This is a genomic window from Flavobacterium sp. UMI-01 (assembly GCF_019656315.1).
GTDB lineage: Bacteria > Bacteroidota > Bacteroidia > Flavobacteriales > Flavobacteriaceae > Flavobacterium.
The window spans coordinates 15572-42099 of sequence record NZ_BPLU01000066.1; the positions used below are offsets into that span (position 1 = coordinate 15572).

Here is a 26528-nt window from a genome sequence, read left to right on the forward strand (position 1 = left end):
GTGTTTTTAGACCGGATAGGTCTGTATTTATTTTACTTTATTGGCTTCAACAATGTATTTTTCTAATGCCATGGTCATAGATGGTGTTTCTGGTGTTGGAGCGAGAATGTCAATTCGTAGTCCGTTATCAAGGGCTTCCTTTTGAGTAGTGCTTCCAAAAACAGCGATTCTGGTATTGTTTTGTTTGAAGTCAGGGAAATTTTTAAATAACGATTTGATACCTGTAGGGCTGAAGAATGCTAAAACATCATAATAAACATCAGCTAAATCAGATAGGTCGCTCATTACCGTTCTGTAGAATGTTGCTTGTGTCCAATCTACTTTTAGGTTGTTTAAAGTTGTCGGTGCGTCAGCGTTTAATTGGTCAGAGGCAGGTAGTAAAAATTTCTCGTCCTTGTATTTTTTGATTAAAGGGGATAGGTCAGCAAAGTCTTTTGCGCCTACATAAATTTTGCGTTTACGGTACACCACGTATTTTTGTAAATAAAATGCAACCGCTTCTGATTGACAAAAATATTTTAAGGTTTCAGGAACTTTGAAACGCATCTCTTCAGCAACTCTGAAAAAATGGTCAACAGCATTACGGCTTGTTAAAATAATTGCAGTATAGTTATTAAGATCGATTTTTTGTAGTCGAATCTCTTTTGCACTTACTCCTTCTATGTGAATAAAAGGCCTGAAATCAATTTTTATTTTATGCTTTTGTTGTAATTCAAAGTAAGGAGAATTCTCAACTTTAGGCTCAGGTTGTGACACCAAAATAGTTTTCACTTTCATATTTTAACAGTTTCTAAGCGCTACCTTTTGTGTATAAATAATACATAAAAAAATAGGGGGCTATTTCGAGAGTGCAAAGATATAAAATAAAATAAAACAACTTACTGAATATTATATTTTGATAATTTTTTATTGACAGGAGGTATGTTAAGGCGTTGGCTATCAGTATTACTGCGATGATGATTTGAGGAATAAGGATAGAGGTGTTGTCTTGGTAAAATAAAATAATGTTAAATGGTAATATCAATAACCCAATATATGTTCGATATGTAACTTTTTGAAGGTTAAATTGTTCTACAAATTCTTCAATATTGAAAGCAGTAGCAATGATTTTTTCGATTAAATATTTTGATAAAATAAAAAAGATAACAAAAGTTAGAATTTGGATATACAACAAGTAATCGGTCTTGGAGGCTAAACCAAAAATCGTTAGGGATAATTGAATGAAAAACGAAAACGAAATGGCTTGAACTATAAATAATGACAAAGTAAAGCTCCCCTTGAGATGACTTGGTTCCCGATACACTTTGGAGTATTTGTCTGAAAACATAAGGTTGAGAAAATCGGCAAATCGGTTTTCGTTAGTGGCTTTGGTAATGGCTATAATGATAAATGACACTACAAATAAAAGTGTGGCCCAGTCCTTATTTTCAATTATTCGAGGGTGAAGAATGTGTTCTGTCATAGTGAAGCAAAATTAGTAATTTTTTGATTCAAACTTTTTATTATAGTTTTATTATCATTCAAATGCTTTAAAAAGTTTACTTTTGCGGTGAAATTATTTGAAAAATGAGCGATAGTATTGTTATAATTCCTACCTATAACGAAATTGAAAATGTCGAAAGTATCATCCGGTCAGTGCTTTCACAGCATAAGAACTTTCATGTACTCATTATTGATGATAATTCACCTGATCATACTGCAGATAAAGTTGTCTTATTACAATCCGAATACGAGGGACGTTTGTTTCTTGAAAAAAGAGCTAAAAAAGCAGGATTAGGAACGGCTTATGTTCACGGTTTTAAGTGGGCAATAGCTCGAAAATATGAATTTATTTTTGAGATGGATGCCGATTTTTCGCATAATCCACATGATTTAGAAAAGTTATACAATGCATGTCATTTTGGAGATGCAGATTTGGCTATCGGGTCGCGTTATGTAACGGGAGTAAATGTTGTCAATTGGCCTTTAAATAGGGTCTTGATGTCCTATTTTGCTTCGGTGTATGTGCGCTTGATAACAGGAATGCAAATTCATGATGCTACTGCGGGTTTTGTGTGTTATAAACGAGAGGTGTTAGAGGCTATAAAATTGGACAAAATAAAATTTGTGGGCTATGCTTTTCAAATTGAAATGAAATACCGCACTTTTTGTCGTAAATTTCAAATTACCGAAGTACCTATTATTTTTACAGACAGAACCAAAGGTCAATCTAAAATGAGTAATTCAATTATTATTGAAGCTGTTTTTGGGGTGATTTCTTTACGATTAAAAAAAATATTTAATACATTATAAGCATACATACAATGAATAAGATTTTAATTAAGAATGCCAAAATTGTAAATGAAGGGGTGATTTTTGAAGGCGATGTTTTAATTGAAAATGACTTAATTGTTGAAATTTCAGAAAGCATTAGTGCTAAATCATCCGAGTACAAAATTATTGATGCCGAAGGTAATTATTTGATTCCAGGTGCTATCGACGATCAAGTACATTTTAGAGAGCCAGGACTTACGCATAAGGGCGATATTGAAACAGAATCAAAAGCAGCAGTAGCAGGAGGGATTACTTCGTTTATCGAGCAGCCCAACACCGTGCCGAATGCTGTAACTCAAGAGCTATTGGAAGAGAAATACCAAATTGCTGCTCAAAAATCGTATGCCAATTACTCTTTTATGATGGGGGCTACCAATGATAATTTGGAAGAAGTTTTAAAAACGAATCCTAAAAATGTAGCGGGTATCAAAATATTTTTGGGTTCATCAACAGGAAATATGCTTGTGGATAACGAGGCAACTTTAGAAAAAATATTTTCAAGCACGCCTTTGTTAATTGCGGTGCATTGTGAGGATGAAGCTACCATTAAAGAAAATACGGCTAAATATATTGCAGAATATGGTGATGATGTTCCAGTAACAGCACACCATTTAATTCGTTCAGAGGAAGCCTGTTATATTTCTTCTTCGAAAGCCATCGAATTGGCTAAAAAAACTGGAGCACGTTTGCATATTTTCCATCTTTCTACTGCCAAGGAGATGGAGTTGTTTACTAATAAAATTCCGCTTGAAGAAAAGAAGATTACAGCTGAAGTGTGTATTCATCATCTGTGGTTTACTAATGAGGATTATGCTACTAAGGGTAATATGATTAAATGGAATCCTGCCGTAAAAACAGCAGCTGATAGAGATGCGTTGTGGAAAGCCTTGTTAGACGATCGCATTGATGTCATTGCGACAGATCATGCACCACATACTTTAGAAGAAAAAAAACAGCCGTATTTGAAAGCGCCTTCTGGAGGCCCATTAGTGCAGCATGCTGTAGTTGCGATGTTTGAGGCTTATCACCAAGGAAAAATAAGCATTGAGAAAATTGTAGAAAAGATGTGTCATAACCCAGCAAAACTTTTTCAAATTGAAAAACGTGGTTTCATAAAAGAGGGTTATTATGCGGACTTAGTTATTGTAAATGCAGGCTTGCCATGGGGTGTAAAAAAAGAAAATATTTTAGCTAAATGTGGTTGGTCTCCTTTTGAAGGGTTTACTTTTAAATCGCGTATAACACATACTTTTGTTAATGGACAATTGGTTTATACGGCTTTTAAAGTGAAAAATATTAAAGCAGGTAAGCGTTTGTTGTTTGATAGAAATTTGTAGTCCAATGAGAAATTGTTTTATCTTACTGATTGTATTCTTGGTTTTCGGTTGTAAAAAAGAACCCATGGAGAAGCCAGAGCGTCTTATTGAGCAATCAGAGATGATTGAAATTATGTATGATTTGGCACTTTTGAATGTGATAAAATACCAATTTCCCGGAACGATTGAAAACTACGAAAAAGAAGATTTGGCGTATATTTATAAAAAGTATAAAATAGATAGCCTTCAGTTTGTGCAAAGCAATAGTTATTATGCCGCAGATTACAAAGGATATAAAAAAATGTATGATGCCATTGCCTTAAAAATTGAGACCAATAGTAAATTGTATGATTCGTTGTCTCAATTAGACCAAAAAAAATTAAAGAAGAAAGCCATTGTGCCCAAAAAGGATTCGTTGCGCAAAGGCACTCTTAAAGAACGATTAGAAAAAGGAGCACAAGAAGCCACACAAGGGGTGTTGAACTAATACTTGTACCCTTGGGTTAATTTCATAATATAGTAATGAATATCTAGAAAGCGGATTGGTAAATCCGCTTTTATTTTTTCATTTGAAAATAAAGATTGATGATAGGCAGCTCTTGCAATGTCTTTGGGTAAAGTTCTTTTTTTGAGTGATAAAAAAGACAATAAAGCATCGATTCTCCAGGCGATTTCAAGTTGCCAAGGTTTAATTTCAATCGAGGGCTTTTTTATTTTTAAACCCTCACACATACTGTTGATAACGGCTTGATAGCTGGTGTTTGACGCAATCAAAATATAACGTTGGTTATTGTGATTGCTTTTTAAGAGTTGGATGGCGATTTTTGCCACATCATCTACAGCAATAAAACCAGTGATGCCTTTGGTGTAAAACGAAAGTCCCTTGGCTACTTGATGGAGTAAAAGGCCACTACCTTGTTTATTAAAGCCGGGGCCTAGAATGACACCAGGGTTGATGATGACCGTTTGAAGGCCTTCTTGTTGACCGCGCCAAATTTCCATTTCACCACCGTATTTTGAAATAGCATAATCAGAATGGTGTTTTTCAGGATTCCATTCGGTTGTTTCTGTGATTATAGTTTCGTGTTCGGCTAAATCGCCCAAGGCCGCTACGGAGCTAACATGGCATAATTTTTTTATGTGATTTGCAATGCAAAGGTTGACTACATTAGCCGTTCCTTCAATATTTATTTTTCGAAGCAGTTGTTCATCGTTGCGATTGAAAGAGATGAATCCTGCACAATGGTACACATAATCAATCCCGATGAATGCTTTTTCTAAAGAAGGGATATCGGTAATATCTCCGTATTGCCAGTCAATTTTAAGAAACAACGTTTCTTTGTCGTAATGCGCAAAAAGTGATTTCGTTTTATCGATACTTTGTGTGTTGCGATAAATAGCACGAACCTTTTCTTCATTTTCTAACAAATGAAGTAATAAATGTGCTCCAACTAAACCAGTGCCTCCTGTAACTAATATCATAAGTGCAAATGTACTAAATCAATGGCAATGATGAGTTTTAATATCAAGTTTCAATGGCAATATTGAATATTCCCCTTGCTGTAGATTTTTTTTTTTCATTTGCATCGCCATTTTCATTGAATATTACCATTGTCATTGATTTTGTTTTCGGTTATTTGTAATGCCATTGAATATTGCCACTGATATTGTTATCTTTGCGCTCGCAAAGCCTAAATGGCTGGATTGACGAAAGTAAATTGACTAAAATAAGATGAAAAACATTATTTCCGAATTACAGTGGCGTGGGTTGGTTCACGACATTATGCCAGGAACCGAAGAGCAATTATTAAAAGAGATGACAACTACCTATATAGGATTTGACCCTACGTCAGATTCCTTACATATTGGGAGTTTAGTGCCTATTCTTCTTTTGGTTCATCTTAAAAACTTTGGACATAAACCCATCGCTTTAGTTGGTGGAGCTACTGGAATGATTGGAGATCCTTCTGGAAAATCGGATGAGCGTAATTTGCTGGATGAGGTAACTTTGGCAAAAAATGTTGAAGGGATTAAAGGTGTTTTGTCTCGGTTTTTAGATTTTAATGCAACAGAAGTAAATGCACCTGTTTTGGTAAATAATTACGATTGGATGAAAGGGTTGTCGTTTATCAATTTTGCCCGCGATGTGGGTAAAAGAATTACCGTGAACTATATGATGGCAAAAGATTCGGTAAAGAAGAGAATCAACGGAGAAGGTGAGGGGATGTCATTTACGGAGTTTACGTATCAATTAATTCAAGGATATGACTTTTTTCATCTGCATAAAGAATACAACTGTTTGTTGCAAATGGGAGGTTCAGACCAATGGGGTAATATTACCACTGGTACCGAATTGGTGCGTCGTATGAACGAGGAAGGAGCTAATAAAGCTTATGCTATGACTTGTCCGTTAATCACTAAAGCGGATGGTTCTAAGTTTGGAAAATCAGAAGGTGGGAATGTATGGTTGACCGCTGATAAAACTTCGGTTTACAAATTTTACCAATTTTGGTTGAATACAACCGATGTTGATGCTGAAAAGTACATCAAAATTTTCACTTTCCTTGATAAAGAAACTATTGAAGCCTTAGTGGTACAACATAACGAAGCGCCTCATTTGAGAGTATTGCAAAAAAGATTGGCAGAGGAGATTACTGCTTTTGTACATTCAAAAGAAGAATTAGAAAAAGCTCAAAAAGCTTCAATGATTCTTTTTGGAAATGCTACTGCGGATGATTTAAAAACATTAGACGAAGCTACCTTTTTAGAAGTTTTTGAAGGAGTGCCTCAAGCCGAAATTACAAGAGCTGAAATTGAAGAAGGAATTGAAATTGTAAAGGTTTTGAATGAAAAAACAGGATTTTTTAAGTCAAATGGTGAGGCGAGAAGAGCTTTGACGGCAAATTCTATTTCAGTAAATAAAGAAAAAATTAAAGAGGATTTTGTGCTGTCTGCAAAAGATTTGATTAATAACCAATTTGTGTTGTTGCAAAGTGGTAAGAAAAATTATTTTGTAGTGCGAGTGATGTAAATGGGGTTAATTGCTTAAGGGTTTAAAAAGGTTTAAAGGTTTAAAGGTTTAACTGTTTAAAATGGTTGATTTTTAAATAATCTAACTTACAATTTACCGATTAAACAAATAACCAGTTAACCAACTTTAACCAACCATCAAATTACAACCTCTTATATCCGAATTATCAAAACGTCCCAATACCTCGAAGGAGTTGTTGGGATTTTTTTTGCCCAAATCTTGAGTGGCGATAAAGGAGCAGGAATTAATGTTGGCCAGATCGATGACGTTGATGCCGCCTGTTTTGCCGTCTTGGATATACGAAAGGGCGTCTTCGGTGTCGCGGATAAGGATTTGCATCCAGGAAGGACATTCAAAGATGCCGTCGCCGAGAGAATAGGCTTGAGAAAGTAATTCGGTCATGCCGTACTCAGAATGAATTGTAGGAACTCCAAAACCTTGGCAGAGCAAGTCATGCAATTCCTCACGAATCATTTCTTTGCGTTTGCCTTTCATGCCTCCAGTTTCTATGATAATGGTGTTTTGTAATTGAAATTGTTGCTTTTCGATGATATCGAGTAGGGCGTAGGTAACACCGATTAGGATTACATTTTGTCCAGCTTCATCTAGGGAGATGAGGTTTTTAATGAGATCGTCGTGATTGTGTAAATAAAAGCCACTTTCAGGGCGATTGGTGCATTGTATTAAGTCTTCTACCATGTGGATTAAGGAAGAGCCTTCTCGTTCTAAATAAGAAGGTAGTAAAGCTAGTACAACATAGTCTTCGATATTGCCGTAAAATGTAGAAAAAGCTTTTTGGTAACTCTCTTTGTAAATAGATACATCAGTCACCAAATGTTTGCTGGTAATCAGTCCTGTTGTGCCACTACTAGTAAAAGTAGTTTGTATGGGGTGTGCGTTACTGACTACAGAATGTGTTTTAAAAAATGAAATGGGTAAAAAGGGGATTTGTTTTAAGGATTTTACCTTTTGGACATCTGTTTTTAAATGATTGCAAAATTCTTGATATACGAGATTGTTTTCATATTGGTAACGAAAGGTTTTCAAAGCTATTTTTTCAAATTGCTTTTGGTTGGAAATCGTAAATATATCAGTTGTTGGAATCAATTTTTTTTGACAAAAGTAATAAACTTAACTAAAAATGCTCCAAAATAATTTTGGAGCATTTTTAATATTTTTTTAATAATTATTATCGTACGATTAGTTTTCTAGTTGCCGATGCGTTGTCTTCTATAATTTTAATTAGGTACACTCCAGGGTTCAAAGTGGAGATGTTTAACTCTCTGCCACTAAGTTGTGTTTGAAGAATTTTTTTACCTAATAAATCAAAAATGATAATTTCTTTGTTAGAATCATTTTTAGTTGCGATAGAAACTTTACCATTATTCACAGGGTTAGGATACAAGTTCAAGCCTTCGATAGTGGTGCTTTCTTGCGTTTTTGGCTGTTGCTTAGTTTCCTGAGCATTCATACTCAAAGTACCAAATAAAGCCGATAAGAGAATAATATAAAAGTAGTTTTTTGCCATCGCATTTGTTTACAATATGTAAAAGTAGGAATAAAAAAAATAATAAACAAAAAAAACAGCCTCTCAAAATCAATATGAGAGGCTGTTTTAGTATATAAACAGAAGAATATTTATTATTTTATTAAGCTTGATCCATTAACTGTAGCCCAAGCTCCAGCTGTAAGTGAAGCTCCTGTTGTAGTAGAACTTGTTGTGAAGTTACCTACTGGGAAGCTAACAACGATTGAACCAGTTGCTCCTACAGGTACTATTTGAGTAGTGTTAGTAATTTTTACGTTTGTAAGTTTGATTTTACCACCGTTTACTTGGTTTGTGTTTGTAGTAGCATCTTGAATTTTAACAACTGCACCGTTATAAGTAGTAGGAGCAAGAGTGAAATTTCCGTAACCATCAACGATTACATTGTTGAAAATACCATTACCTTCTTTTTTAAATTGGAAAGCATCAATTTCGATAGCTGAATTATCTTCTGGAGTACATCCAGCTGCTCTTTTAAGTGTCACACCCTCTACTTTTGGGTTAAAAGTATTGTTGTTCCCTGAAGCTTCAATTTCCATTCCAAAGTTTCCTTTGATTTCTTGGTATCCGTACCAGTTGGTGTTCAATTGACCTTGCCATCCATCTTGCCAGTCAAAAGCGTCATCATAGTTACCATAAGAGATGGCGTTTGTCATACTTACAGTCCCACCAAAGAATTCAAAACCATCATCAGCTCCTTTGTAAGCAACTAAGTGATCTAAAGTTGTTCCTGTACCACAAGAATAGAAAGTAAAAGCATTGTTTTCTTTATTTCCGTCTCCTAATTTAGAACCAGCATATTCAACTCTTACATATTTCAAAGTACCACCATTATGAGCAGTGTTTGTACCGCCATAGTTTAAAGAGTTTCCATCTTCAGATAATAAAGTTGTTAAACCTCCAGCTCCTTTAATAGGTGCATCACCATATATAATGATTCCTCCCCAAGAACCTGGAACTCCAGATTTTTCAGTGAATACAATTGGCTCAGATGCTGATCCATTCATAATTGCTTTTCCACCATTTAAAACTACAAATGCATTATCACCAGTTGCTTTGTCACAAGTAATAGTTGAACCAGCATCAAAAGTAACGGTTACTCCAGAGGCTACTTTTACAATCCCTTTTAAGGTATAAGTTCCTTTAGGGTAAACCTTATTTGCGGTAATAGTTCCTGTGATTTCACCAACAACAGGTGTAGTGTTATTACCATTATCATCACTTGTACAGCTTGTGAATAATGCTGATACAATTGCTAAGCTTAAAATTAATTTTTTCATTGTTTTTTTTGTTAATATTTATAGGGCAAATATAGGTGTGGAGTTTAAGTTTTAAGTTAGCCTAAGGTTATACTACAGTTATATAAAATTAAATTTTAAATGAAGTTAATGTTAACTGTGTTAACTTATTATGTATAAAAAAGGCCGCTTATATAAGCAGCCTTAGATAAAGTTTTGTGGGTAAGTAGATTGATTAAAAAGTATATCCAATACTTAAAGAAAATCCAACTCCTTTTTTATATTCTTGAATGATACTGGAATCTGCAATAAAGTTAATATTACTGTTGTGATTGTTTCCAAGTTCTTGTTTTCTATAAGGGTTTAAGATATTGTTTACTCCAAATTTTAACGAATAGTTATCGCCAATTTTGCTGGTCCAAACAAAGTCAAGTTGTTGTACAGGTAATTCGTAAATATGATCTAATCCTAAAGAACCAACACTGTAAATTCGTTTACCAAAAACTGAATACACTAAGTTAGCTGTGTTGCTCCATTTTTCACTTAAGTTAAATTCGTATTTTAAATCAGCATTTGCTAACCATTTTGAGGCTCCTTGTAAATCTCTATTTTGGTGTGATTCGGCAGAAGCAATTTGGTTTCCAGTTGAAGGGTCAATGGTGAAAGGTTTTACGACAACTTTAGTTTCCATTAATGTTGCATTGGCACCTATCGAAAATTGGTCTAAATGTTCATTAATTCTTCCTAAGTTTAATATTCCTTCGATTTCAACTCCATATAAATCGGCTGTTTTTGAGTTTAAGAAGGTAGTAATGTTTCCACCAGCTTCTCCTCTAAAAGTTCTTTCTATAGGATTGTCAAGGTGTTTTGCAAAAGCACTAATAACGAAAAGTTCTTTACTGGTTGGGAAAAACTCATACTTTAAATCAAAATTTAAATTATCGCTATTTACTAAGAAAGGATTTCCTTGAACGCTAGTACCATCACCATTGATATAAGAGATTGGAATAACCTCCATAGTAACAGGTTTGGTGTAGTTTTTCGAAGCAGCGAAACGAAGATTAGCACGTTCAACTAAAGCATATTTTAAATTAATTGCTGGTAAAATATAGTTTTTGTCAAACGTTTTTTTATCAAATGGATCTGAGAATGAACCATTAAATCGATATTTGATATCTCTTGTGAATTTTTCTACGCGAATTCCTCCACTTACTTCCCATTTTTCATTCAATTTGAATAAAACATTCGTGAAAGCAGCATTCGTATTTTCGTTTAATGTAGTTTTATAACTAGCATTTGAGTTTTCTTGATAATTGAAATTTCCGGCTAGTAGGTCAGCGTTTATGATTTGGTCAATATCTGAATTGACATACCCATTAACCGTTGCATTTGATAATAAATTTGTTTTTATAAAACGGTATGAGGTTCCTGTTTCAGAGATATTCCCGTTGTAACCAAATGAAAGAGAATTATTGTCATCTTTACCAAATTTTAAATCATACTCTAGTAATCCTGAAAGATATGCATTTCCATCGATGCTAAGATATTGTCGGATAAAGTTATTGGCACCATAGCTAACTGTAATATTGTCATTGTTGTCAATGTTGGCTTTGTAAAATTTTCTATCCGGTTGTTCGTAAGATGTAGTGGCGAAAGATATACCCGCTTTGATGGCTTGGTTTTTGTCTTGTCCTATTTTATAATCAGCTAATACTTGTGAGTTGATATAATCTGATTGATCCAATTGATTGGTGCGCACTAATACATTTTTGTTTTCTAATAATCCACTAAAAGCACCTCTTTGATCTTGAATAAGATTGTCGGTTGAACGCAAATAGAAAGTATTAGAAGTTAAATTTAAACGTTCAGTTTTGTAGTTTAAATTCAATAAAGTAGCTAGGGCAGTTTTGTAGTGGTACTCAGACTTATAGGTATTGTTGTTGTACGTTCCGTTTACGTCAAACGTATTGCTAAGTCCTTTTGCTAAACTGTAGCTGTTATCAGCGTTAATAGATAATAAGTAAGCGAAACTTTTGCCGTCATTCAAATTGAATTTTTGAGAATGTAAAAATCCAATACTTGAGTTCAATGGGCTTCTGCTTTCTGATACGTTCCAACCTGATTTAAGGTCGTTCATTGCTTCATTAACTGTTAAAGTGTGGTTCGAAGGAATTTTTCCTAAAGAGGAAGGAATTGCTCTGTCTTCTCCAGACAATCCCAAAAATCCTTTAGTGTTTTTAATATCCGAAGCTAAAAGGAAAGGAGAAAGGTTGTTGTTTGTAGTGTAACCAATTCCAATATTTATTTTTGTTTCGCTTTTGTTACTTGTTGTGGTAGCGATATTAAATGTTGCTCCCGCAAAATCTCCAGAGATATTTGTGTTAAAAGTTTTGAATACGTCAATCACGCCTACAATATCAGTTGAAAATATGTCTAAGGGTAATATTTTTCTATACGGATTGTTTGAAGGTACATTAAGGTTGTTTACTAATAAGTTATTGTAACGGTCTTCAAGTCCGCGAACAAAGATTCCTCTTGAACCTACTTTGGTTACTCCAGTGATTTTTGTTAATCCTTGCTCAACGTTACTCACTCCTTTTCTTGACATTTCTTGTGCGCCAATACTTTGTTTAATTTCAACAGCCTTTTTTTGGTCTAATAATAAAGCTGTTTCTTTTTCTCTATTTACAGGAGCTGCTTTGATTACTACATCATCTAATTTATAACCGCCAGGGGCCAAAGCTTTGTTGATGGTTACAGTCTTGCCGCTAACTACTGTTACGGGAACTTCAATTGGTTCGTAACCTACGAAGCTAAATTGAATTACATAATTTCCAGGTAATACACTAAGAGTGTACTTCCCTTCTATATCTGTAGTGGTATTTGCTTTGGTTCCTTTTAAGATTACGTTAGCAAATGGTAATGTTTCGTTATTTAACTCTTTGTCTGTTAACACTCCAGTAATGGTACCTTTTGTTTGTGAAAATGAAAGTGTACAGATGAAAAGTGTAAAAATCAATAATTTAAGTTTCATATTCTTCTAAAATTTTTTGCAAAGTAATGACCCATCTGTAAAGTTCAGGTTAATCCGTTGTTACGAATGTGTTTTGGAAGTATTAATAAAATGTTACCATATTAAATTAGTGTAAACCCTACTTTTTAGCGATTATTTTATTGTTATATTTACAATCGCAATTGTAATCATTAGTTTAAAAACAGCTTTATTCTTAATGATTGAAACTTAATTTTGCTATTTTATATGAAAAACAAAAACACAAAGATTTTACTTGTAGATGACGAACCAGACATCTTGGAGATTGTAGGTTATAATCTTTCACAGGAAGGATATCAAATTTTTACTGCTTCTAATGGCAAAGAGGCCATCGCAAAAGCTAAAAAAGAAATTCCTGATTTGATTATTATGGATGTCATGATGCCTGAAATGGATGGTATGGAAGCCTGTGAGAATATTAGAAAAATCCCTGAATTAAGTAATGTTATCATTACTTTTTTAACAGCAAGAAGCGAGGATTATTCGCAAGTAGCAGGATTTGATGTGGGTGCTGATGATTATATTACTAAGCCTATTAAACCTAAGTTGTTGGTTAGTAAAGTAAAGGCCTTATTAAGACGCTTAGTAGAGGCGGAACAAGATAGCGAAACCCTGAATGTGGGAGGTATCGAAATCAATCGCGAGGAATATAAGATTGTTATGGAAGGTCAGGAAATTGCTTTGCCTAGAAAGGAATTTGAATTGTTTTATCTTTTGGCTTCTAAGCCTGGTAAAGTTTTTAAAAGAGACGAAATTTTAGACAAGGTTTGGGGAAATGAAGTCGTAGTAGGAGGTAGAACGATTGATGTTCATATCCGAAAATTACGTGAAAAAATTGGTGAAGAATTATTTAAAACCATAAAAGGAGTAGGATATAAGTTTGAAGTATAATTTAGATGTTCTATCTTTAGCATTCGTCAATACACAACAAATGGGCTTTTAGCCCATTTTAAATATAATGCATTTATAAATGAAGATTAATTTTAAGAAGACCTATAAATTTGCTATAAAATCCTCTTTTTATATAAGCCTTTTTTCAACTGGTTTTGTTGTGTTGCTGGTTGCTTTGTTGTTTTCTGCATTTGATTCCCGTTTACTTTGGTTTGGTGTTATCTTTAGTGTCATTCTTTTTGTGTTCTCTTTTTTAGTCATACAATATCGTGTAGAGCGTTTTATTTACAGACGTGTTAAGAAAATTTATGACGATGTGTCTTTGCTGGAAGCAAGTACTTTAATCAATCAGCCTATCACAACTGATATGGAAACGTTGTCAAGAGAAATAAAAAAGTTTGCCACTGATAAAAAATTAGAAATTGAATTATTGCAAGTTCGAGAGGAGTACCGAAGGGATTTTTTAGGGAATGTTTCTCATGAACTCAAAACGCCTTTGTTTACCGTCCAAGGTTATATTTCAACTTTACTAGACGGAGCGATGGAGGACAAGTTAATACGAAAAAAGTATCTCAAGCGTGCTGAAAAAGGCGTGGAACGGTTGATATATATTGTCGAAGATTTGGATATGATAACCAAATTGGAAGCTGGGGATTTGAATTTAGAATACTCTGAGTTTGATATCTATGAATTGATTCAAAATGTTTTTGATCTCTTAGAAATGAAAGCCGAGAAAAAAAACATCACACTCACATTTGATAATAGTACTGCCTTGCCTAATTATGTAAGGGGTGATAGAGATAGAATTCAACAAGTTATAGAAAATTTGATTGTAAACTCTATTAAGTATGGAAAAGAAAATGGTACTACTGAAGTTTCGGTAGTTAATTTGACTAAGAAAAAGGTTTTGGTTCGTATCAGTGATGATGGGGGCGGGATCGCAAAACAACATTTGCCAAGACTTTTTGAACGTTTTTATAGGGTTAATAAAAGCGGTTCCAGGGAAGAGGGTGGTTCAGGTTTGGGACTAGCAATTGTTAAACATATTATTGAGGCACATAAAGAAAAAATTTACGTTGAAAGTGAAGTTGGCGTGGGTTCTGAGTTTTCTTTTACGCTTGAAAAGCCTGTTGTTAAAAAGAAATCGGCTTGAATTTGATTGTAATTTTAAAGGATTAATATTGTTTAAGGAATCGTTATTGCGGTTCCTTTTTTGTTTTCTGTTTGTTTTTTCCGAGGTTTTTTTGTTTGCATTTTGTTAAACATTTCTTAACATAGTTAACTTTCTCTTAGTCTAAATTTGCCGAAAAATTAACAAAAATTTAATCGACATGAAAAAAAGTATTTTTTCAATTTTTACCCTTCTTTTTTTTGTAATCGCAATTCAGGCTCAAAACGGGACTGATGCGCCAAAAACAGCTACTTCATCTACAAAAAAATGGTATGAGGCAATAGGCTTACGAGGTTATATGCAAGTAAGATATAATAAGTTATTAGAGACTAATCCAGACTTAGGTTGTGAGCAGTGTGATAAATCATGGGGTGGTGAAAATAGTTTTTTTATCAGACGTGGTCGTTTGGTGTTTTCAGGTAATGTACATGACCGTATTTACATTTATATTCAGCCTGACTTTGCTTCTTCGGCCTCTTCAACAAGTAATCATTTCTTTCAAATTAGAGATGCTTATGTAGATATTTCATTAGATTCTAAAAAAGAGTTTAGATTTAGAGTAGGGCAAAGTAAAGTACCTTATGGATTTGAAAATATGCAATCAAGTCAAAACCGATTGACTCTAGATCGTAATGATGCTTTAAATAGTGCGGTAGCTAATGAGCGTGACCTTGGGGTGATGTTTTATTGGGCGCCAAAAGGAAAAAGAGAATTGTTTTCAAAGTTAATTAGTGACGGTTTAAAAGGCTCTGGTGATTATGGAGTAGTAGGTCTTGGAATATATAATGGACAAACAGCTAATAGGTCAGAGGCTAATAACAATCAACATGTAGTAGGACGTGTTTCTTATCCATTTGAATTTGATAACGGACAAGTGTTAGAAACAGGAATTCAAGGTTATACTGGTAAATATGTAGTACAATCCATAAGTACCTCTAAAAGTGTTGTTGTAAAACCAAATGGAGAGTATCTGGATCAACGTGCAGCAGCTAGTGTGATTTTATATCCTAAACCTTTTGGATTACAGGCGGAATATAACATCGGTACGGGGCCAGAATACAATAAGGCTAATAATACAATTGAACAAAAAAGATTGTATGGTGGGTATGTACAAGGGTGTTACAATATCAAAATAGATCAACAAGTGATGTTGCCTTTTGTTAAATACCAAATGTATAGAGGAGGTAAAAAACATGAACTTGATGCAAGAAGTTATTCTGTAAATGATTTAGAAATCGGTGTAGAATGGCAACCATTTAAAAATTTAGAATTGGTAGCTGATTATACTATTTCGAGTAGGAGATATGAAGATGCTGTAAAAGTGGATAATTCACAAAAAGGGAATTTATTGCGTTTGCAACTTCAAATAAACTTCTAAAAAAAGTATAGTACTTAATAAAAAATGTATTGACCTCTTAAGTGAAAACTTGAGAGGTTTTTTTGTGTTAAAATAGAATTTTGTTTTGCTCGGAAATAAGTTTTTTTTATGGAATCAGAGTGTTTCAAGTGGTTAGTGTTTGAATTTTTTTCAAATCTAAGATGGTTGAGTTTGATCTTCATTTAAGTATAGTTTTAATTTGTTGAAGAGTTCTAAGTCTTATTTTTTTTAAAAAAAAACTTATAAAATTACTAATTTCTATCGCTTTTTTGGTCTGTTGCTTTGAACTTTTATTTTGAGCTAACTATTTAATTTGCAATAAGTTAATAGTTTGTAATTGGTTTCTCCCTGTATTGGATTACTATTTGTTTTCTTTATGGTAACTTTAATTTAATATAGCCCTTTTTTATTAACATTAGCTTTGCATCGCAATAACGCAATGATAACGAATTGTTAAAAATGAAGAAAATTTTATGGGGTATTTCGCTGTTGTTCTCAATGATAATAATGGCACAAGAGGTAAAAACAGGAACTACTAAATCGAAATTAGCAGGATATTACACATCAGGTAAAAAACTTGGATTTACTGCTGCGGATAGTTTATTTCAAATGAATATTGGTTTCCGTGTACAAAGTAGGACTGGGTACGGAAAAGAAGAGGGAAAAACAGGAGTGGCTGAAGGTGAAATTAGGAGAATGCGTCTCAAACTAGATGGGTTTGTGGTGGATCCTAAATTTGGATACAAGGTAGAGTTAGGTTTTTCTGCTAGAGATATAGGTACAGTGGCTGTGGGTAACAGTGGAGATGTAATTTTAGATGGGGTGTTTTTTTATAAGCCGAATTCAAATGTTACTCTTGCTTTTGGTCAGACTAAGTTACCAGGGAATAATCAACGAGTTATTTCTTCTGGAGCTTTAGAACTTACAGATCGTAGTATTAATAATTCTAAATTTAATATTGATCGCGACTTTGGACTTTTTGTAGAATATGCTAAAGAGAAAAAAGAAAAATTTTATTATGGTTTAAAAGGAGCTATCTCCAAAGGAGAGGGGCGTAACTGGGTACGTACCTCTGATGATGGAATTGCTTTAACAGGGAAAATTGAATTGTTTCCTTTGGGGGCTTTTACTAAAAACGGTTCCAATTTTGAAGGCGATTTAATGCGTGAAAAAACACCAAAATTAATGCTTTCGGGTGCTTTTAATCAAAACAATAAAGCCTTGCGTTCTCAAGGGGAATTAGGAAGTTTGCTTTATGAAGCCAGAACATTGAAATCGGTATTTGTGGATGCGATGTTCAAATACAATGGTTGGTCGGCTACGGGAGCTTATATGTCAAGAACCACGAATAATCCTATCACAGTTGATGCATTGGATGCGGCTAAGACCCAAGCTGTATTTGTAGGTCATGGGTATGATGCTCAATTAAGTTATATTTTTCCTTCAGAATATCAGTTAATTGGTCGTTTTTCAACACAGACAGTTGAGGATGCAATTCGAACAAAAAGTCCTAATACTGATGAATATACGCTAGGGCTTTCGAAGTATCTCTTTGGTCATAAAATGAAAATTCAAACCGAATTGTCTTATGATAAAGTTGATAAGTTGGGTGTGGGGATTTCCAATAATTGGTTTGCTCGTTTCCAAGTAGAAATAGGGTTGTAGTAAACGGCTTATTTTTTAACTTTAAAGAATAAAGATTGAATAATATTAACTTAACATAGAGTTAATATTGTCAGGGTAATTTTGCTTGAAATTAAACAAAGAATTAAATAATGAATAAATTAAAATTATTTTTAATATTACCATTGATTGGTATGTTAAGTTGTGGTAAGGCTAAGACCGAAAATAATTCGGAAGCGAATGCAGGTGCTGAGGTAGCAGTAACCATCAAAGGTAGTGATACTGTATTGCCATTGGCTCAAAAAGAAGCCGAAGAATTAATGAAGAATGATGCTACAGTTAGTATTACTGTTGTGGGAGGTGGTTCAGGTGTTGGTTTGACTGCTTTGATTGATGGTACGACTGATATTGCAATGGCATCAAGAGATTTGAAAACTGAAGAAAAATTAAAGTTTTCTGAATCAAAAGTTGAAATCGAAAAAGTGATTATTGCTTATGATGCCTTGGCAGTAATCGTAAATCCAAATAATAAAGTATCTCAATTGACTCGTGAGCAATTAGAAAAAATTTATACCGGAGAAATTAAAAACTGGAAAGAAGTAGGTGGTGACGATGAGAAAATTGTAGCGTATTCCAGAGAGTCTTCTTCAGGAACGTATGAGTTTTTTAAAGAAGAAGTAATGGATAAGAAAAACTATGCTTCTGATATTTTGAGCTTACCAGCTACAGGTGCGATTGTTCAAGCTGTAGGACAAACTAAAGGAGCTATTGGTTATGTAGGTTTAGCTTATGAAACTAAGGAAGTAAAACAATTATCAGTTTCTTATGATCAAGGTAAAAACTATGTTGCGCCTTCAGTAGAAAGTGCTAAAGATAAAACATACCCTATTTCTAGACCATTGTTTTACATGTATAATAAAACAAATGCAGCCAAAGTAAAATCAATTATTGATTATGCTATATCTGCGGAGGGACAAAAAAATGTTTCTGAAATTGGATATGTTCCATTGAACTAAAAAACAATAGGTTGATTATAAATTTAGAAGGCTGTCTATTTGTTAGGCAGCCTTTTGTTTTTGCATACTATTTGTTTTACAAAATGCATATTGCTTAACATTAAGTTAACATAAGATTAATGGTCTGCAAACATTTGAGGCTTAGGTCTGGTGTAATTTTGTTGAAAATTTAAATTTACTGATTTGAAAACAAATTTAAAACAGATCAAAGAGAAAATAATTGAATCTATTTTGATGCTTAGTAGTGTAACTACCAGTATTACAGTAATTTTGATTGTCTTTTTTTTGTTTATTGAAGGGGCAGGAGTATTTAACAGAAAGCCTATCGATGACGGTTTTTTATTGGCAGTTGCAGCCTCTAATCCTGTAAAAAAACTGTCACCATCCCAAGTTAAAGATGTTTTTGATCAAAAGATTAAAAATTGGAACGAATTAGGCGGGCCTGATTTACCTATAGTTTTGTTTAGAACCTCTGATATCACGGATTATTATACCGAAGAAGAATTGGGAGAGAATTTTGAACATTTTCCACAAAAAATAAATGAACTCATCACTAAGAATCCAGGCGTAATTGCCTTTTTTTTAGAAAAATATAAAGCCCCAAATTTTACTGGAAGAGAATTAGACATTGATAAAATTACGGTAGCGTCCTTTTTATCCGGTGAAGAATGGTTTCCCACAGCTCAACCTATCGCTCAAATGGGAGTTAAGCCACTTATATACGGTACCCTTTGGGTTAGTTTTGGAGCTATTATTATCGCCTTACCAATAGGTTTAGCTGCTGCCATTTTCTTGAGTGAAATTGCTAGAAAAAGAACTCGTAATATTTTAAAACCTTTAATTGAATTGTTGGCAGGTATTCCATCAGTAGTGTATGGATTTTTTGGTTTAGTTATTATTGTACCATTAATTCAAGATACCTTCGGTTTGCCTGTTGGAGAAACAGCTTTGGCAGGGAGTGTTGTACTGGCCATTATGGCTTTGCCTACTATCATTACCATTTCTGAAGACGCAATGCGTAATACCCCTCGTGCCATGAAAGAAGCGAGTTTGGCCTTAGGGGCAAGTCATTGGCAAACAATTTATAAAGTAGTGATTCCTTATTCGGCTTCGGGTATTACTGCGGGAGCTATTTTAGGAATTGGTAGAGCTATAGGTGAAACTATGGCTGTATTAATGGTAACCGGTAACGCTGCAGTAATTCCAAATTCATTTTTGGCTCCAGTGAGAACCATACCAGCCACAATTGCTGCCGAATTGGGGGAAGCTCCTAATGGGGGATTGCATTACGAAGCCTTGTTTGCTTTAGGATGTATTTTGTTTATAATTACGTTTGGGATTAACATGTTAGTTGAATTAGTAACTAACAGAAAATCACATAAAAAGCACTAATATGAGTACTGAAGATAAATTAGTAAAGAAAAAGAGAAGAAATCAATATATTGCTTTTGGTATATTTAGTGCTATTAGTTACAGTATAGTGGCACTTTTATTTGTTATTTTGGCATTTATTGTTGTCAAAGGCATTGGAGTTATCAGTTGGGAATTTATCACGGCCATGCCTAAGGAAGGAATGACAAGTGGGGGAATTTTTCCAGCTATCATAGGAACCTTGTGTTTAGTGGTGGTTAGCATGCTTTTTGCGTTTCCAGTGGGAGTGTTGGCCGCTATATATATGAATGAATATGTAAAAGAGGGTTGGGTAAAAAAGATTATCAAACAAATGACTAATAATCTTGCAGGAGTTCCGTCCATTGTTTTTGGTCTTTTTGGAATGTCATTGTTTGTTAATAAATTAGGTTTTGGTGACTCAATTTTAGCAGGGGGATTGACACTTGGTTTATTAGTGTTACCCGTGGTTATCAGAACTACAGAGGAATCGTTAAAATCTGTAGATGATACTTTTAGACAAGCCAGTTTAGGATTAGGAGCTAGTAAGTGGCAAACGACACGCAATGTAGTGTTTCCTATTGCTTTTCCAAACATTATCACGGGATTGATTTTGTCGATTGGTCGTGTTTCGGGTGAAACAGCGCCTATTTTATTTACAGTAGCGGCTTATTTTTTACCTAAATTGCCTACCTCAATTTTTGACCAAGCAATGGCATTGCCGTATCATTTATATGTGATTTCGACCAGCGGTACCAATATCGAAGCATCTAGAGCCATGGCTTACGGTACGGCTTTAATTTTGATTTTCATTGTCTTAGTTTCTAATTTATTAGCGAACAAACTTCGTAAGTATTTTGGGAAAAAAGTAAAAATGAATTAAGAAACCATTTCTAAACAGAAAAATAGTTACTTTACCATAAATTTATCTCTCAATTTAGGATTAAATAATTTAACATGCACAAAATAGTATCACAGAACGTAAATTTTTATTACGGAGAATCACAAGCATTACAGGACATTTCCTTGTCTATGAAAGAAAACACCGTGACAGCTTTGATTGGTCCTTCAGGTTGTGGAAAATCAACTTATTTGCGTTTATTGAATAGAATGAATGATTTGATTGATAATACTCATATGTCGGGTACTATTTTAATTGATGGAAATGATATTTATGACAAACAAACCAACGTGGATGATTTAAGAAAAAATGTTGGTATGGTTTTTCAAAAGCCCAATCCTTTTCCGAAATCCATTTACGAAAACGTGGCTTATGGTTTAAGAGTAAATGGCGTTACGGATAAAAAAATCATTGAAGAACGAGTAGTGACTTCTATTGAACAAGTAGCACTATGGGAAGAAGTAAAAGACAAATTACACAAATCTGCATTTGAGCTTTCAGGAGGTCAACAACAGCGTTTGTGTATTGCTCGTGCCTTGGCAATACAACCTTCTATTTTATTGATGGACGAGCCTACATCAGCATTAGACCCTATTTCTACATCGAAAGTGGAAGAACTTATTTATGAATTAAAAGATAAGTACACTATAGTGATTGTAACGCATAATATGCAACAAGCTGGTCGTATTAGTGACAATACTGCTTTTTTCTATATGGGAGAATTAATTGAGTATGACAAGACCAAAACCATTTTTACAAAGCCAGCTAAAAAACAAACCGAAGACTATATAACAGGAAGATTTGGGTAATGGTAATAAAAAAATAGTTGCTGCGTTTGTAACTAATTGATAAATTACTAAATTGAAAATCTTAAAAACTAATTCTACACAATATGGCATCCTATTTAGAAACTGAACTAGGGAAACTTAGAAATATTATTATAAAAATTGGTGCATTGGCCGAAAGTCAAATTGCCGAAGCAGTGAAATCCATCCTTTCAGAGCCCTTTGCTGAGGTGAAAGAAGTAAAAAAAGTAGAAAATAAAATTGATAAACTCGATGTTAAAATTGATGATATCTGTCAAACCGTTTTTGCCTTACAGCAACCTGTTGCTTCTGATTTGAGATTCATTATGTCAGCAATGCAAATTAGCAATGAAATTGAAAGAATTGGTGATTTGTCTATGAGCATTATTAAATTATCTAAAAGCATTAAAGAAAAACATGAATTAATATCAAAATTTAATATCGCTGAAATTACAAGTGAAATTGAATTGATTACTTCTGAAACGAATAAATGTTTTAAAGATTTAGATGGAGCGAAAGTGGATGTAATTTTTGCCTTAAACAATAGTATTAAAAGTAAAAGTATTCAAGCTATTGAAAATATCATTAGCGAGATGAAAAATAATTCCAAGACAGTCACTTCAGGAACCAACCTTGTAATTGCATTAAAACATATGGAACGCATCGCTGACCATAATTCTAATGTTGCAGAATCCATCTATTTTATGATAAATGCAAAAATGATAAAACACGAAAAGTACATCGATAAAAAATAATTGTTTTAATTATTTTCAACACTAACCGATAGTTAATTCTGATGTCGAATTAACTATCGGTTTTTTTGTTAGAGCTAAGATAACAGAGGTAAATTTACAGGTTTTCTTAATGATTTTTTCATCTTTACTTTACATAAAATAGAGGTTTTTTTTAGGTCTTAGATATCTTAAATAAATCTTAATTATTTTAAGAGATAGCTGTTTTATTATTCGATATTGTCATTATTAAGTTTCATTTGATAAAGTATAATGAATCAAAAGTGCATTTTAACAATTAAATTGTTGTTTAATCGACTTTTATAATTGTATTCATTCTTGATGCCATACTTTCGCGCCGGATATTTAAATGTTTTTATATTAAAAAGTGAGGGCATTTAAAGAAGCAGCATGAATTAACTTGGTTTGAATAATGAATTACTTTAGGAAATAAAGTAAAAAATATTAAAATGTATTTATGAAAAAGAATTACACTAATTTTTCTGTTCCAAACAGTAAATTGATAAAAATTGTCTGTTTTTTGTTTATCATATTGTTTACTACTATTGTTGTTGCTCAAACACCAAAATTTACAACGCCAACTTTAATATCTGGAACGAATAAGCAAGTTGGTGCCAAATATTTATATCCAATTGTAACTACGGTTGATGGGAATAATGTTGATGCAATTGTGACAATTGTTTCTATAAATAATGCGTCAATCGTAGATGTTGATAATCCAACAAATGGAGGATTAATAGATCGTTTTCAGCCTGTTGTGAATACCTCTTCAGCAAATGGATATGTTGAATATGAATTTAGTTTTTACAAAAGTGGTACATACGGAACAGCTCAAGAATTAAAAATTGATTTGGGCTCGTTTATATTAGAAGCATTAGATCTGGATGGTAATGAGTTTTTTGATGTAGCAAGACCTAATAACGAAAGTTATACTTTAGAAAGTAATTCTTTCATAACGGTTTCTACGGTTGGTCCTTACACGAGATTTCAAGGCCCAAGTAATTCAGTGGACCCTATAAGCGTTACAAATACACGATACATTGCTGCAGTTAATTTTGGAACACTTAATTCAATTAAATTTAGATTAGGTAATAGTGGTACATCAAGTAATAGACAAAGTTCAATTAGTTTTGGGGAAGTTAGTTTTGTTATACCAAAAGCACCTATTGCAAACAACGATTCAGCATTATGTAAACCTTATGGAGCTGTATCGTTAGATGTAACGCTAAACGATACCGATTCAAATCAAAATATTGATAAATCTAAAGTTGATTTGAATCTAGCACTAACTTCCCCAGGTATTCAAAATTCATTAGTTGTAGCTGGTGAGGGTACTTGGTCTGTTACAGCAGCAGGAATTGTTACCTTTACTCCGTTAGCTACTTTTAAATCTAATCCAACACCTATTTATTATACAATAAATGATTTAACGGGTTTAACATCAAATGAAGCTAAGATAACCATAACTTACACTCCATCAGCACCAACAGTAAATGTGGTTGACAATTGTAATGGTACATCTACTTTAACAGCATCAAATTATACAGGAAGTTTGTTGTGGAGCAATAATGCTACAACAGCTTCTATCACCGTTAGTACAGCAGGAACATACACAGTTACCCAAACTGTAAATGGTTGTACGAGTGCTACAGGTTCAGGAGTTGCGACTCCAAAGACCACGCCATCAGCGCCAACAGTAAAGGTAGTTAACAATTGTAATGGAACATCAACACTAACAGCATCAAATTATACAGGAAGTTTGTTGTGGAGTAATAATGCTACAACAGCCTCTATAACAGTTAGTACAGCAGGAACATACACAGTTACCCAAACAGTAAATGGTTGTACGAGTGCTACAGGTTCAGGAGTTGCGGCTCCAAAGTCCACGCCATCAGCGCCAACGGTAAATGTGGTTAACAATTGTAATGGAACATCAACACTAACAGCATCAAATTATACAGGAAGTTTGTTGTGGAGCAATAATGCTACAACAGCCTCTATAACAGTTAGTACAGCAGGAACATACACAGTTACCCAAACAGTTAATGGTTGTACGAGTGCTACAGGTTCAGGACTTGCGGCTCCAAAGTCCACGCCATCAGCGCCAACAGTAAATGTAGTTAACAATTGTAATGGAACATCAACACTAACAGCATCAAATTATACGGGAAGTTTGTTGTGGAGTAATAATGCTACAACAGCCTCTATAACAGTTAGTACAGCAGGAACATACACAGTTACCCAAACAGTAAATGGTTGTACGAGTGCTACAGGTGCAGGCGTTGCGGCTCCAAAGACCACGCCATCAGCGCCAACAGTAAATGTAGTTGACAATTGTAATGGAACATCAACACTAACAGCATCAAATTATACAGGAAGTTTGTTGTGGAGCAATAATGCTACAACAGCCTCTATAACAGTTAGTACAGCAGGAACATACACAGTTACTCAAACTGTGAATGGTTGTACGAGTGCTACAGGTTCAGGAGTTGCGACTCCAAAGACCACGCCATCAGCGCCAACAGTAAATGTAGTTAACAATTGTAATGGAACATCAACACTAACAGCGTCAAATTATACAGGAAGTTTGTTGTGGAGCAATAATGCTACAACAGCCTCTATAACAGTTAGTACAGCAGGAACATACGCAGTTACCCAAACTGTAAATGGTTGTACGAGTGCTACAGGTTCAGGAGTTGCGGCTCCAAAGTCCACGCCATCAGCGCCAACAGTAAATGTAGTTAACAATTGTAATGGAACATCAACACTAACAGCATCAAATTATACAGGAAGTTTGTTGTGGAGCAATAATGCAACAACAGCATCAATTACAGTTAGTATAGCAGGAACATACACAGTTACTCAAACTGTAAATAGTTGTACAAGTGCTACAGGTTCAGGAGTTGCGGCTCCAAAGACCACACCATCAGCGCCAAATTATTTGATATCTTCTCTGCCAAGTTGTGAAACACCAGTAGGAAGTGTTTTATTAAGTGGATTACCAACTGGAAATTGGATTATAAATCCTGGGAATATAAGTGGTAATACGTCAACTAGAACTATTTCTGGATTAGAACCAGGTACCTATAATTTTACAGTGACTAATGCTCAAGGTTGTATTTCTCAAACAACTTCAAATGTTGTAATAACTAATTTTATTTGTGCTATTGACGATGCAGGAACAGCTGTAAACGGATTTACAGGAGGAACAGCTTTAGCAAACGTATTGGTAAATGATAAATTAAATGGAGCGATTGTTGACCCAACCAAAGTGAACACGACTTTTGTAAGTGCAACAAACGCAGATATTACCTTAGATGGTACAGCTGTAAAAGTAGCTGTGGGAACACCAGCAGGTAACTATGAGTTGGTTTACAAAATCTGTGAAAAAATAAATCCAACAAACTGTGACGAAGCGAAAGTAACCGTAACCGTTACTAAACCAGCCATCGATGCTATTGACGATGCAGGAACAGCGGTAAACGGCTTTACAGGTGGAACAGCTTTAGCCAACGTATTGGTAAATGATAAATTAAACGGAGCGATTGTTGACCCAGCTAAAGTCAACACGACTTTTGTTAGTGCAACAAACACAGGAATCACTTTAGACGGAACAACTGTAAAAGTGGCCGCAGGAACTCCAGCAGGTAACTATGAGTTGGTTTACAAAATCTGTGAAAAAATAAACCCAGCGAACTGTGATGAAGCAAAAGTTACCGTAGCGGTTACTAAACCAATTATTGATGCGATTGACGATGTAGCGAGTAGTCCAGTAAATGGATTTGACGGCGGAATTGCTTTAGCAAATGTATTGGCAAATGATAAATTAAACGGAGCGATTGTTGACCCAACGAAAGTGAACACGACTTTTGTAAGCGCAACAAATGCAGGTGTTACCTTAGAGGGTACCTCAGTAAAAGTAGCCGCGGGTACTCCAGCAGGAAACTACGAGTTGGTTTACAAAATCTGTGAAATAACCAACCCAACGAACTGTGACGAAGCGAAAGTAAATGTAACCGTTACCAAACCAGCCATCGACGCTATTGACGATGCAGGAACAGTCGTAAACGGATTTGACGGCGGAATTGCTTTGGCAAATGTATTA

The 26528-nt window shown here is 34.3% G+C and carries 21 protein-coding genes; 14 read left to right on the forward strand and 7 right to left on the reverse strand.

Translation table 11 applies throughout. The features are described from left to right. Window positions 1-27 precede the first annotated feature (27 nt). Both K5R64_RS13735 and K5R64_RS13740 read right to left on the reverse strand, forming a co-directional pair. A complete protein-coding gene (locus K5R64_RS13735) occupies window positions 28-777 on the reverse strand; it encodes a uroporphyrinogen-III synthase (protein ID WP_220764233.1) in 750 nt (249 codons plus the stop codon). Between the two features lie 13 nt (window positions 778-790). Next, complete coding sequence (locus K5R64_RS13740) at window positions 791-1462, reverse strand: DUF4271 domain-containing protein (RefSeq protein WP_220764236.1); 672 nt, start codon at window positions 1460-1462, stop codon at window positions 791-793. 104 nt (window positions 1463-1566) lie between these two features. Here K5R64_RS13740 and K5R64_RS13745 point away from each other — a divergent pair, with 104 nt between their 5' ends. From K5R64_RS13745 to K5R64_RS13755, 3 genes are all read left to right on the forward strand, one after another. Further along, window positions 1567-2292 (forward strand): polyprenol monophosphomannose synthase, encoded by a 726-nt coding sequence (locus K5R64_RS13745; protein WP_220764238.1) that lies wholly within the window; start codon window positions 1567-1569, stop codon window positions 2290-2292. Window positions 2293-2303: 11 nt separating this feature from the next. Continuing rightward, complete coding sequence (locus K5R64_RS13750) at window positions 2304-3650, forward strand: dihydroorotase (protein WP_220764240.1); 1347 nt, start codon at window positions 2304-2306, stop codon at window positions 3648-3650. 64 nt (window positions 3651-3714) lie between these two features. Then, the gene (locus K5R64_RS13755; RefSeq protein ID WP_220764242.1) at window positions 3715-4116 is read left to right on the forward strand and encodes a DUF4296 domain-containing protein; all 402 of its coding nucleotides are present in this window, start codon (window positions 3715-3717) and stop codon (window positions 4114-4116) included. On the opposite strand, the gene K5R64_RS13760 is transcribed toward K5R64_RS13755, so the two are convergent. Then, window positions 4113-5111, reverse strand: a complete 999-nt coding sequence (locus K5R64_RS13760; RefSeq protein WP_220764244.1) for an NAD-dependent epimerase/dehydratase family protein — start codon at window positions 5109-5111, stop codon at window positions 4113-4115. The genes K5R64_RS13755 and K5R64_RS13760 overlap by 4 nt on opposite strands. Window positions 5112-5361: 250 nt before the next feature. On the opposite strand from K5R64_RS13760, the gene tyrS reads away from it, so the two are divergent. After that, complete coding sequence (gene tyrS, locus K5R64_RS13765) at window positions 5362-6660, forward strand: tyrosine--tRNA ligase (RefSeq protein WP_220764246.1); 1299 nt, start codon at window positions 5362-5364, stop codon at window positions 6658-6660. A gap of 126 nt (window positions 6661-6786) precedes the next feature. Here tyrS and K5R64_RS13770 read toward each other — a convergent pair whose 3' ends face one another. The 4 genes from K5R64_RS13770 to K5R64_RS13785 all read right to left on the reverse strand — a co-directional run bounded on the left by K5R64_RS13770 (window position 6787) and on the right by K5R64_RS13785 (window position 12478). After that, a complete protein-coding gene (locus K5R64_RS13770; RefSeq protein WP_220764248.1) occupies window positions 6787-7767 on the reverse strand; it encodes an acyl transferase in 981 nt (326 codons plus the stop codon). 82 nt (window positions 7768-7849) lie between these two features. After that, window positions 7850-8188 (reverse strand): T9SS type A sorting domain-containing protein, encoded by a 339-nt coding sequence (locus K5R64_RS13775; RefSeq protein ID WP_220764250.1) that lies wholly within the window; start codon window positions 8186-8188, stop codon window positions 7850-7852. A 113-nt stretch (window positions 8189-8301) separates the two neighbouring features. Then, on the reverse strand, window positions 8302-9486 hold the full coding sequence (locus K5R64_RS13780) for a hypothetical protein (RefSeq protein ID WP_220764252.1): 1185 nt from the start codon (window positions 9484-9486) through the stop codon (window positions 8302-8304). A 193-nt stretch (window positions 9487-9679) separates the two neighbouring features. Further along, a complete protein-coding gene (locus K5R64_RS13785) occupies window positions 9680-12478 on the reverse strand; it encodes a TonB-dependent receptor (protein WP_220764254.1) in 2799 nt (932 codons plus the stop codon). A 225-nt stretch (window positions 12479-12703) separates the two neighbouring features. Between K5R64_RS13785 and K5R64_RS13790 the strand changes: the two genes are divergently transcribed. The 10 genes from K5R64_RS13790 to K5R64_RS13835 form a co-directional block, all read left to right on the forward strand. After that, the gene (locus K5R64_RS13790) at window positions 12704-13387 is read left to right on the forward strand and encodes a response regulator transcription factor (protein ID WP_220764256.1); all 684 of its coding nucleotides are present in this window, start codon (window positions 12704-12706) and stop codon (window positions 13385-13387) included. A gap of 79 nt (window positions 13388-13466) precedes the next feature. Further along, a complete protein-coding gene (locus K5R64_RS13795) occupies window positions 13467-14540 on the forward strand; it encodes a cell wall metabolism sensor histidine kinase WalK (RefSeq protein ID WP_220764257.1) in 1074 nt (357 codons plus the stop codon). A 178-nt stretch (window positions 14541-14718) separates the two neighbouring features. Continuing rightward, entirely contained in the window at window positions 14719-15936 is a 1218-nt protein-coding gene (locus K5R64_RS13800) for a porin (protein ID WP_220764258.1), read from the forward strand. 459 nt (window positions 15937-16395) lie between these two features. Then, the gene (locus tag K5R64_RS13805; protein WP_220764259.1) at window positions 16396-17601 is read left to right on the forward strand and encodes a porin; all 1206 of its coding nucleotides are present in this window, start codon (window positions 16396-16398) and stop codon (window positions 17599-17601) included. A gap of 110 nt (window positions 17602-17711) precedes the next feature. Next, the gene (locus K5R64_RS13810; protein WP_220764260.1) at window positions 17712-18575 is read left to right on the forward strand and encodes a phosphate ABC transporter substrate-binding protein; all 864 of its coding nucleotides are present in this window, start codon (window positions 17712-17714) and stop codon (window positions 18573-18575) included. A gap of 183 nt (window positions 18576-18758) precedes the next feature. Then, window positions 18759-19967: a phosphate ABC transporter permease subunit PstC gene (gene pstC, locus K5R64_RS13815; RefSeq protein ID WP_255580387.1), complete on the forward strand. Its 1209-nt coding sequence runs from the start codon at window positions 18759-18761 to the stop codon at window positions 19965-19967. 1 nt (window position 19968) lies between these two features. Then, on the forward strand, window positions 19969-20847 hold the full coding sequence (gene pstA / locus K5R64_RS13820; protein WP_220764261.1) for a phosphate ABC transporter permease PstA: 879 nt from the start codon (window positions 19969-19971) through the stop codon (window positions 20845-20847). A gap of 74 nt (window positions 20848-20921) precedes the next feature. Next, window positions 20922-21674 (forward strand): phosphate ABC transporter ATP-binding protein PstB, encoded by a 753-nt coding sequence (gene pstB / locus K5R64_RS13825; protein ID WP_220764262.1) that lies wholly within the window; start codon window positions 20922-20924, stop codon window positions 21672-21674. A gap of 83 nt (window positions 21675-21757) precedes the next feature. Continuing rightward, window positions 21758-22426, forward strand: coding sequence for a phosphate signaling complex protein PhoU (gene phoU / locus K5R64_RS13830; protein ID WP_220764264.1), 669 nt, complete (start codon window positions 21758-21760; stop codon window positions 22424-22426). A 454-nt stretch (window positions 22427-22880) separates the two neighbouring features. Next, window positions 22881-26528: hypothetical protein (locus K5R64_RS13835; protein WP_220764266.1), on the forward strand; the 3648-nt coding region annotated here is incomplete at its 3' end.